The 9,445-nt window shown below is 43.5% G+C and carries 10 protein-coding genes; 6 read left to right on the top strand and 4 right to left on the bottom strand.

Annotated elements, in window-relative coordinates:
• The first annotated feature begins 29 nt into the window (after positions 1 to 29).
• The 4 genes from WN50_RS06050 to WN50_RS06065 all read left to right on the top strand — a co-directional run bounded on the left by WN50_RS06050 (position 30) and on the right by WN50_RS06065 (position 5,619).
• Positions 30 to 899, top strand: a complete 870-nt coding sequence (locus tag WN50_RS06050; protein ID WP_082172341.1) for an undecaprenyl-diphosphate phosphatase — start codon at positions 30 to 32, stop codon at positions 897 to 899.
• A gap of 79 nt (positions 900 to 978) precedes the next feature.
• Positions 979 to 2,310, top strand: a complete 1,332-nt coding sequence (locus WN50_RS06055; RefSeq protein WP_046281809.1) for a TIGR03279 family radical SAM protein — start codon at positions 979 to 981, stop codon at positions 2,308 to 2,310.
• A gap of 136 nt (positions 2,311 to 2,446) precedes the next feature.
• On the top strand, positions 2,447 to 5,188 hold the full coding sequence (locus tag WN50_RS06060; protein WP_049558399.1) for a TolC family protein: 2,742 nt from the start codon (positions 2,447 to 2,449) through the stop codon (positions 5,186 to 5,188).
• A 128-nt stretch (positions 5,189 to 5,316) separates the two neighbouring features.
• Positions 5,317 to 5,619 (top strand): 2Fe-2S iron-sulfur cluster-binding protein, encoded by a 303-nt coding sequence (locus WN50_RS06065; RefSeq protein WP_046281811.1) that lies wholly within the window; start codon positions 5,317 to 5,319, stop codon positions 5,617 to 5,619.
• Positions 5,620 to 5,728: 109 nt separating this feature from the next.
• Here the strand turns inward: WN50_RS06065 and msrB are convergent, their stop codons facing one another.
• On the bottom strand, positions 5,729 to 6,130 hold the full coding sequence (msrB, locus tag WN50_RS06070; RefSeq protein WP_046281812.1) for a peptide-methionine (R)-S-oxide reductase MsrB: 402 nt from the start codon (positions 6,128 to 6,130) through the stop codon (positions 5,729 to 5,731).
• A gap of 143 nt (positions 6,131 to 6,273) precedes the next feature.
• Complete coding sequence (locus tag WN50_RS06075; protein ID WP_046281813.1) at positions 6,274 to 6,723, bottom strand: DUF2996 domain-containing protein; 450 nt, start codon at positions 6,721 to 6,723, stop codon at positions 6,274 to 6,276.
• Between the two features lie 2 nt (positions 6,724 to 6,725).
• On the opposite strand from WN50_RS06075, the gene WN50_RS06080 reads away from it, so the two are divergent.
• On the top strand, positions 6,726 to 6,941 hold the full coding sequence (locus tag WN50_RS06080; protein WP_046281814.1) for a hypothetical protein: 216 nt from the start codon (positions 6,726 to 6,728) through the stop codon (positions 6,939 to 6,941).
• Positions 6,942 to 7,002: 61 nt separating this feature from the next.
• Here WN50_RS06080 and WN50_RS06085 read toward each other — a convergent pair whose 3' ends face one another.
• The gene (locus WN50_RS06085; protein WP_046281815.1) at positions 7,003 to 7,443 is read right to left on the bottom strand and encodes an NUDIX hydrolase; all 441 of its coding nucleotides are present in this window, start codon (positions 7,441 to 7,443) and stop codon (positions 7,003 to 7,005) included.
• Entirely contained in the window at positions 7,440 to 7,916 is a 477-nt protein-coding gene (locus WN50_RS06090; RefSeq protein ID WP_046281816.1) for a hypothetical protein, read from the bottom strand. Before WN50_RS06090 ends, WN50_RS06085 begins: the two co-directional genes overlap by 4 nt.
• A gap of 400 nt (positions 7,917 to 8,316) precedes the next feature.
• Between WN50_RS06090 and folD the strand changes: the two genes are divergently transcribed.
• Positions 8,317 to 9,192: a bifunctional methylenetetrahydrofolate dehydrogenase/methenyltetrahydrofolate cyclohydrolase FolD gene (folD, locus tag WN50_RS06095; protein ID WP_046281818.1), complete on the top strand. Its 876-nt coding sequence runs from the start codon at positions 8,317 to 8,319 to the stop codon at positions 9,190 to 9,192.
• Positions 9,193 to 9,445: the final 253 nt, after the last annotated feature.

Raw genomic sequence — 9,445 nt, forward strand, 5'->3', positions numbered from 1 at the left:
AATCGTTCAAAATTTTCAGTCAAAACCTCGTGGAACCATCAACTGTACTGACAACAACAGAGATTAATGTATTTCAGGCAATTATCTTAGGGATAGTCCAAGGACTAACCGAATTTTTGCCAATTAGTAGTACGGCACACTTGAAGGTTGTACCCGTAGCATTGGGTTGGGGAGATCCCGGTGTTGCCTTTACCGCCGTGATTCAACTCGGAAGTATCGCCGCAGTGCTGTGGTATTTTTGGAATGACTTGACACAGGTTACAGTTGGTGCATTTAAGGCAATCAGGCATTCAAATTATCAATCTTCTGAGTTTCGCCTCGCTTTAGGAATTGCTTTGGGAACAATCCCTATCGTTTTTTTTGGGTTGTTAATTAAAATCTTTATTCCCGATTTTGATAACTCCCCTTTACGCAATACCATTTCTATTGCTGTGGCTTCAATTGTGATGGCATTGCTATTAGGATTAGCCGAAAAAACTGGCACTCGCAAGCGAAATTATGAACAGCTTGATGTGCGAGATGGTGTATTAATGGGATTGGCTCAAGCTTTAGCTTTAGTTCCTGGCGTTTCTCGCTCCGGTTCAACCATTACCGCAGGGCTTTTTATGGGACTTGAACGCGCAACTGCGGCTCGTTTTTCCTTCCTTTTAGGAATTCCTGCCATTACTCTAGCAGGCTTAGTCGAATTAAAAGGATTATTAGAGAATGGATTGGGTAATATTGGCGCAGTCTCCCTAGTTGCTGGAGTCATTTCATCGGCTGTATTTTCCTACCTCGCCATTGCTTGGTTAATTCGTTTTTTACAAACTCAAAATACCTGGGTGTTTGTTTGGTATCGATTGGCTTTTGGTGTCGCTATCTTAGTGGCAGTCAGTGGAGGAGTTTTAGATAATATATAACTTGAGTACATGATTCAGCGTTAGGTGTTGGTTGGGAGAAATTTCTACTAACGCCTAACATCCCCGAGGAAAAGTTAAGATGAGTACCCGTTCCATTCGTCCTGCTAAAATTACTAAAGTTCTTGCTGATTCGATAGCCTCTGAAATTGGCTTTGAACCCGGAGATGCAATTATTTCCATTAACGGACAGCCTCCCCGTGATTTAATTGACTATCAATTTTTATGTGCGGATGAAATTCTCGAATTAGAAGTGCTGGATAGTCGCGGAAAAGTTCATCAGATCGAAATTGAAAAAGACTACGATGATGATTTGGGATTAGAGTTTGAAACGGCATTATTTGATGGTTTGATACAGTGTAATAATCGCTGTCCGTTTTGTTTTATTGATCAGCAACCCCCCGGAAAACGAGAAACCCTTTATCTCAAAGATGACGATTATCGCCTAAGTTTTTTATACGGTTCTTATCTAACTTTAACCAATTTACCTCAACGAGAATGGGAACGCATTGCACAAATGCGACTCTCTCCGCTTTATGTTTCTGTTCATGCAACAGAACCCGATGTGCGAATTCGTTTGTTGAAAAATGCCCGTGCGGGAGAAATATTAAAACAACTGCAATGGTTCCAAGAAAACCGCCTGCAAATTCACGCTCAAGTTGTCGTTTGTCCGGGAATTAATGATGGTCAACATTTAGAAAAAACCTTACAAGATTTAACTCAATTTACGAGGGGAGAAATTCCGACAGTCGCCTCAGTTGCAGTGGTTCCTGTGGGGTTAACGCGGTTTCGTCCCGTTGAAGATGAACTCATTCCCGTGACTCCAGAAAAAGCCGCAGAAGTGATTGCTCAAGTGCAAACGATACAAGAAAAACTACAGCAAAAACAAAGGAAAAATAGTGTTTGGCTAGCCGATGAATGGTTTTTAATTGCGCGTCAAGAATTACCCCCAACGAGCCATTATGAAGATTATCCTCAAATTGGCAATGGAGTGGGATCAATTCGCAAATTTCTGCAAGAATTTGAAACAGCGATCGCTAAATTTCCCAACTCTAGACAAACCCCTCGAAAATTCACTTGGGTTGTGGGAAATGCAGTCGAAGTCGCCTTTCGTCCGGTTGTTCAACGATTGAATCAAATTTCGGGACTAACCGTTGAGATGGTCCCATTGTGCAGTCAATACTGGGGACAAACCATCAGCGTTACTGGTTTGCTCACGGGTCAAGACTTACTTGAGAGTCTCAAAGGGAAAGATTTAGGCGATGGAATATTGCTTCCCTCGGTTATGCTGAAACACGAAGACACATTATTTCTGGATGATATGAGTGTAGGGGAACTTTCTGCACAGCTAAACGTCCCGATTTTTCCAGTGACTGATGTCGAGGAGTTGATCTCAATGGCCTTGAGCGAGTGAGACTCCTACATTGATTGTCACCCCTGAAGCTTGCGGTCTTTTATTATGTTCTACTTTCCCCACTTGATTCTGTGTAGCAGCATACCCTGATTGCTCTAAAATTGTTTCTGGACTTGCAGACGCAGTAAAAAAACTTATGCCTGTTTTTCACAATTTAATGGCTGTGGGAGTGAGCGGCGCCATTACATTTACCTATTTAGGACAAGGGATAGCAGTCCCAGTCTCGGTTGAATCCACCGAGAAGACATCGACTGAAAACTCTATTTCTCAGAGGAGTTTTAAGCAAAATTTGGCTAAATCTCAATCAGCCCAATCTACCGCCGATGCAGCCCAAGCCAAAAATCAACCCTCAGAACTTATAGACCAACCCTCACAGGCGGATTCTGACCCCTTAGAGGCTTCTTGGAAGGAAAATCCGACTAAACCTTCACAACGACGGATTCTCAATCGTTTGACACCCTCAACTGGAACGGAGAAACTGACACTGAATAAGGCTGAGTCTTCAGTGCAGAGGGCGTTCAAGCAAAATCCTGTGAAGCCGACGCCAACAAATTCCACTGCCCAACGGTCAATTCTCAATCATTTCACAACAGGTCGTTCACAAACGCCAACTGTTGAAAATTCTCAGTCTTCTGGGGAAACAGTATTTAAGGAAAATCCGACTAAACCGACTCAGACAAATTCCACCGCCCAACAGTCAATTCTCAATCATTTCACAACGAGTCGTTCACAAACGCCAAAAGTTGAAAATTCTCAGTCTTCTGGGGAAACAGTATTTAAGGAAAATCCGACTAAACCGACTCAGACAAGTTCCATCGCCCAACAGTCAATTGTCAATCATTTCACAACGAGTCGTTCACAAACCCCAAAAGTTGAAAATTCTCAGTCTTCTGGGGAAACAGTATTTAAGGAAAATCCGACTAAACCGACTCAGACAAATTCCACCGCCCAACAGTCAATTGTCAATCATTTCACAACGAGTCGTTCACAAACGCCAACTGTTGAAAATTCTCAGTCTTCTGGGGAAACAGTATTTAAGGAAAATCCGACTAAACCGACGCCAACAGATTCCACCGTGCAACGGATTCTTAATAAATTCATCTATCCTAAAGCCCGCAATCGCCCAACCGTTGAAAATTCCCAGCCTACTGAGGAAACAGTATTTAAGGAAAATCCCGTTAAAGCCTCGGCTAGCAACCCGAGTCCCATTCCTTCACCCTTAAATCCCAGCAACAGTTCAAAAACCGCATCACAACCCCAATCCCCAAATCCGGTTGAAGTCTCACTGACAGAAAATAGGGAAAAATCGAGCAACCCGACTCCCAACTTATTTGAACTGTCTCAAATGCTTCCTCAACCGCCGGGTGCAAATCTTCCCCCACAAATTGCTCAAGAAACAAACACCCCAACCTTAGAAGTCCCCAATCTCAGTCCGCCTAACGAACCCTATCCGCAACCAACCCCAAGCGGCATCTTAGAAACAAATCCGCCCCCGATTACTTTTCCGAGTTCTAATCCTTTGTATCGTCCAAATCAGCCTCGGGATGTGGAAATTCAAGAAACCGTACCGATTACTTTACCGCAAGCGGTGGACTTAGCCCGACGCAACAACGAAGGAATCCGAGTGTTTGAACTGCAAGTTGAACAAAATTTAGCAGCTTTGAGATCAGCTCAAGCAGATCTTTATCCGACTCTAGCGTACATCTCAACCCTAACTCGCTCTTTTAGTGCCGGTAGCGATATTGCCAACTCAGCGAGAAATCGTGAGGTCGAAGCCAGAGCGACTCCAGAACAAGCCATCTCTCTTTCCCGAACTTACGGGGTGACTACGTTTGAGAATACATTCCAACTTCAGTATGATTTTGACGTGAGTGGGGCGCGAGGAGCGCGAATCAGAGCGGCTGAAGAACAGTTGCGTTTGGCGCGGTTGGAGTTTGAACGCAGTGTTGAACAATTGCGTTTGGATGTCACCGAAGCCTATTATAATTTGCAAGAAGCTGATGCCGAAGTCGAGATTCAACGGGCTGCGGTTCGCAACTCCCAAAAAAGTTTGGAAGATGCGGAAGCTTTAGAACGAGCAGGTGTGGGAACTCGATTTGAAGTGTTGCAGGCGCGAGTCACGTTATCACGAGTTCAGCAGGATTTAACCAATGCGATTAGTAACCAAAGAACCCGACGACGGGAACTGGCGAATATTTTGAATGTCAGTCAAAATGTTAACTTAATCGCCGCCGATGCCATCTCCCTGGCTGGGGCTTGGGATTTCACTTTAGACGAAAGTATTGTACTGGCTTACCAAAACCGAGCGGAATTAGAACAGGAATTGGTTAACCGCAATCTCGCTGAACAAAGACGAATTAACGCCCGTGCTGCACAACGACCGAATTTAACGACCAGTGCCAACTACAATGTCTTAGGGATATTATCCGATAACAGTGATCCGTTTGCAGACCAAGGTTGGGCCGATGGTTATTCAATTCAGTTACAAATGCGCTGGAATTTCTTTGATGGGGGTTTGGCGAAAGCGAATGCTCGTCAGCAAGAGATTAATATTGCGATCGCAGAAGAACGGTATTCTGAACTTCGTAATGATATTCGCTTGGAAGTAGAAAGTGCCTTTTATGATTTGCAGGCGACTTTTGAAAATATTGGGGTGGCGAATTTAGGGGTCGAAGAAGCAACAGAAGCGTTACGTTTGGCGCGGTTGCGGTTCCAGGCGGGTGTAGGAACTCAGCTTGATGTCATTAACCAAGAAACCGACTTAACTCGCGCTCAAAACCAGTTGCTGCAAGCGATTATTGGTTACAACCGTTCTTTGTCTCGTTTGCACCGAGCAGTAAGCAATCTTCCCGATAACAACCTGCAAGCCACGCCGTAAACGGGTGTCGTTGCTGATCTCAAATCAGGGTTTTTTGACTCTGTATGTTTAACACAGAATCACGAATGATTCTTCATTTTGTTAACATTTTTTTATAAGTTTAAAGAAATTGAACTCAGGAATCTCGAATGGCTAACATTAAATTTGTCAACGAAAATCAGGAAATTATTGCAGCAGACGGCGCAAACTTGAGGATTAAAGCCCTAGAAAAGCAAATTGATCTCTATACCTTTATGGGAAAAATGATGAATTGTGGGGGCTTTGGTCAATGTGGAACTTGTATTGTAGAAGTCGTTGAAGGAATGGAAAATCTCTCACCCCCTACTGACGCCGAAAAACGCATCCTCAAGAAAAAACCCGATACTTATCGACTGGCTTGCCAAACAATGGTTAATGGCCCGGTTAGTATTAATACTAAACCCAAGCGTTAACGATAATCAGGGGCAACCCGTGAGGTAGGGTTGTCCCCATCTAATCTTTGTGCCTTTGTGTCTTTGTGGTCAGTCTCCTGAGCAAAAAATCAACAATTAGTGCAGTTTGTTAGGACTCTGCGGGAACAAAGTCAAGAGCGGCGGAGTTCATGCAATAGCGTTGACCTGTGGGAGCGGGGCCATCATTAAACACATGACCTAAATGAGCATCGCAACTCGCACATAATACTTCTGTACGTCGCATGAACAGGCTATTATCGTCTTTGCAAGTAACATTTGCTTCGGTAACGGGTTTCCAAAAACTTGGCCAACCGGTTCCTGAGTCGTATTTAGCATCTGAGGTGAATAACTCAGTCCCACAACAAACGCATTTGTAAATTCCAGGTTGTTTATTATCGTGATATTTGCCTGTAAAGGCTCGTTCGGTTCCGTGTTTACGGGTGACTTGGAACTGTTCGGGAGTGAGTTGTTGTTTCCACTCCTGTTCGGATTTCTGCACTTTCTCAACCATAATTTTAGATAGGGTCGTTAATCAGTCTGTTCTTTGATCAATTATAATAATTTTTACAAAATTTAACAATTAGCTCAATCCATAAAAATAAGCCAGCATTTTACTAAAAACTGACTTAGACATCCAGTTGAAAATAGAAAGACTTAATTACGATTTAACCACTTTTGAGCATTGAGTCGCTGAACCACACCAAAAACCAGTAAGGGAAGTGTAATTTTGCGCTCATCTCCCAAAAACGGCTCGATTATACTCGGTTTGCCATTTGCAGCACAGGAAAATACTTTTTGAGCTTTAATATCTTCATTGGGAAAGTAAACATTAAATTGACGTTTACCGCTTTGCCATTGACCTATAACTTGCCAACACCGTTCAGAATTCCCTAACCCAGCCGGAAGCTTTTCTTGGGCAAACTTTAGGTCTAAGTCCTCAACCCCTTGAGAACCTAAAGCCTTTTTCAAAGCGGGAAGATAATCTTGTTCGATAAACTCAGCAAAGGGCTTATCCTCAACGGCAGGCGGCTTTTCTTTTTTCGCGGCAGCAGCGTTTTTAGGTTCAGCTTGATCAGTCTCGTTCGCTTTTGTTTCTTCTGACATTGATGTTTCCTTGCTCAAATCTCAGCAACAACTCACGAGAATCAGCAATTATTGATGAACGTTTTTTTCTCAACCTCGCTCGAAAAGTGAAGTTAGAATTGACTCGCTCACAAACTGCTATGAACTTCGGAGCAATGCCAACCTTATTATACCGTTCTCTGAGCGGAAGTCTAGTGCGATCGCCAAAAAAACAGAACATTGGCTGCGTAGTGGGCTGACAGTTAACTTTAAACCCTTATAACTACGTGACTCACTTTGACTCAAGCCACTGTTCTATTCCTAGAGGATTTCTTGTTTTTGTTCGAGAAAATCGAGTAAAATATGTTGATGGGGACGACCAAGCGATCGCACCATTCCGGCTTTTTGGGAGTAGGCTTGACTGTAGCGAATTTGTTCAGGAGTGATTAATCCCATATCCCAGCCTTCATTGAGAACTAATTGATCAAGATCAACGGTTAAAGGGGCGTAAAAAACATGACGAATGACGTTTGTTTCACTGTACCAACCAAACGCTGAAACTTCAGAGATTTCATAACCAATTTCTTCGATTAATTCTCGTTTGACTGCTATTTCAGGGGTTTCACCGGGTTCAACATGACCCCCAAATAAACCCCAAACGCCAGGATATACAATACCCGGAATATCATCTCGGAGTTGCATCAAAAACTTACCTTCTCGGTAAAGAATAGCCAAAGCCACATGAACGGGTAAGTTTGTCATTCTTTTTCCTCAACAACTGGTTCAGACTGAGGAATAGGAGGTTTTGTTTCTTTGTCGCTGTTTTCCGGTGAAGGTTCTTGAATTCGTTCAAGTTCTTTGAGATAAACCCCACCAATATCTTGTTCAGGGAGTTCTTTGAGGGTAATACTCTCATAACTCACTTTACCGCGAACGAGGATTTCCTGTCCCAACTCAGGTAAACGCTCAGTCGTGAATACCCAAACTTCACCCGTGTTATCCTGAAGCTGATAGGCTGCCGCACCGACAAAGGGCGCATGACTTTCTACGGTTCCTTTAATGTAAACCTTCGCCTCTGCTTTGCGTTTCTCCAGCTTTTCAATGGGAGTAACATTGAGAGAGAGTTTCGCCGTTGAAGTCGCCAACTGATTGCAGCCAAACAACAACGGTGTTAGACAAAATAACATCACAGTGGGAGACACCTGAACAAATTTCGGCTGGGTTGTAGTAGTCATGGAACAGAAAACATCCGGTAAAATTTTAGGCAACAGTTGAACCGTTTGAAATTTGCCTGAGATTCACAATAGCAGCAAATTCTGGCATCTTGATAGAGGTTCGGAAAACTAAAGAGGTGAGTTGGGAAGTTTGGCAATTTCCCCACCTCACCTGTAAATTTAAGCAAGGAGTTATGATATCTAACTCAATCTACAGAGATTGACGGTGGGTTCTATTGCTTTTGTTCCGAATATATAGCAGAAATCAGGAGACAGGAGACAGGAGACAGAATTGAAACCTTTATCATAAAAGGATTTGACAGAAAAACAGTGTCCTAATCAACTCTTTCTCTGCTATAGCCAACAAAACAGGCTTATGTGAATATGAGTGAATGATGTCTTTTTAAGCCCCAAAATTCCTATGGCTAACGTATTAGATGGTAAAGCGCTCGCTCAAAAAATTAGAACCCAGTTACAGCAAGAAATTCAATCTCTGCAAGCCAAAGTTGGACGTCCGCCGGGGCTAGCGGTGTTGATGGTGGGGGAAAACCCAGCCAGTGCGGTTTATGTTCGCAATAAAGAACGGGCTTGTGAACAAGTGGGAATTGTATCATTTGGTTCCCATTTTCCCGCAAATATCTCTCAAGCCGAGTTAACAGAGGTCATACATTCTTTAAATAACAACCCAACTGTTGATGGAATATTGCTTCAGCTCCCCCTACCGTCTCATCTGAACGCGATTCCGCTATTATACGAGATCTCCCCCGATAAGGATGTAGACGGGCTTCATCCGGCAAATATGGGGCGACTGGTACGAGGAGAAGCAGGACTTCGCAGTTGTACACCCGCAGGCGTGATGCAGTTATTACGGGAATATAACATAGAGGTCGCAGGTAAAGATGCGGTGGTGGTTGGGGCGAGTATTTTAGTGGGAAAACCAATGGCGTTGATGCTGTTGGAAGCAGAAAGTACCGTATCTATTGCTCATATTAAAACGCGAGATTTAGCAAAACTCACCTGTGATGCTGAGATTTTAGTCGTCGCGGCGGGTTATCCTAAACTAATTACCCCTCAAATGGTTAAACCGGGCGCTGTGGTGGTTGATGTGGGAATTAACCGGATTACCGACTATGAAGGGCGCTCAGTGATTGTTGGAGATGTTGATTTTGCAGGTGTCGAACCTTTAGTGGATTATATTAGCCCCGTTCCGGGTGGTGTCGGGCCAATGACCGTCGCCATGTTGTTACAAAATACCCTCTGGAGTTACAAGCAACGGGTTCAGTACAGTTTACAGTGATGTAGCAGGGCTGTTTCAAAGTCGATAAACATTTGCTTAGAACCTCTCCCCCAACCCCTCTCCTACCTCTCCCTAACCCTCTCCACCTCTCCCTAACCCTCTCCTACGAGGAGAGGGAAAAAGTGTCCCTGGCGGGACTATTTATTAATCGAGAGGGGAGTATTTTTTTTTATTATTAAATGTCTAAAACTATTAATTACTCCTCCTTCCAAATAAAAAACTTTTTTCCTTTTCCCACTAAAATACTCGCCCC

The sequence above is a fragment of the Limnoraphis robusta CS-951 genome, assembly GCF_000972705.2.

What these genes read in the sequence shown, in the direction of transcription:
- folD (WP_046281818.1), top strand. Translation starts at nt 8,317, where the DNA reads ATGGCTAACGTATTAGATGGTAAAGCGCTCGCTCAAAAAATTAGAACC.
- WN50_RS06080 (WP_046281814.1), top strand. Translation starts at nt 6,726, where the DNA reads ATGTTTCCTTGCTCAAATCTCAGCAACAACTCACGAGAATCAGCAATT.
- WN50_RS06060 (WP_049558399.1), top strand. Translation starts at nt 2,447, where the DNA reads ATGCCTGTTTTTCACAATTTAATGGCTGTGGGAGTGAGCGGCGCCATT.
- WN50_RS06090 (WP_046281816.1), bottom strand. Translation starts at nt 7,916, where the DNA reads ATGACTACTACAACCCAGCCGAAATTTGTTCAGGTGTCTCCCACTGTG.
- WN50_RS06055 (WP_046281809.1), top strand. Translation starts at nt 979, where the DNA reads ATGAGTACCCGTTCCATTCGTCCTGCTAAAATTACTAAAGTTCTTGCT.
- msrB (WP_046281812.1), bottom strand. Translation starts at nt 6,130, where the DNA reads ATGGTTGAGAAAGTGCAGAAATCCGAACAGGAGTGGAAACAACAACTC.
- WN50_RS06085 (WP_046281815.1), bottom strand. Translation starts at nt 7,443, where the DNA reads ATGACAAACTTACCCGTTCATGTGGCTTTGGCTATTCTTTACCGAGAA.
- WN50_RS06065 (WP_046281811.1), top strand. Translation starts at nt 5,317, where the DNA reads ATGGCTAACATTAAATTTGTCAACGAAAATCAGGAAATTATTGCAGCA.
- WN50_RS06075 (WP_046281813.1), bottom strand. Translation starts at nt 6,723, where the DNA reads ATGTCAGAAGAAACAAAAGCGAACGAGACTGATCAAGCTGAACCTAAA.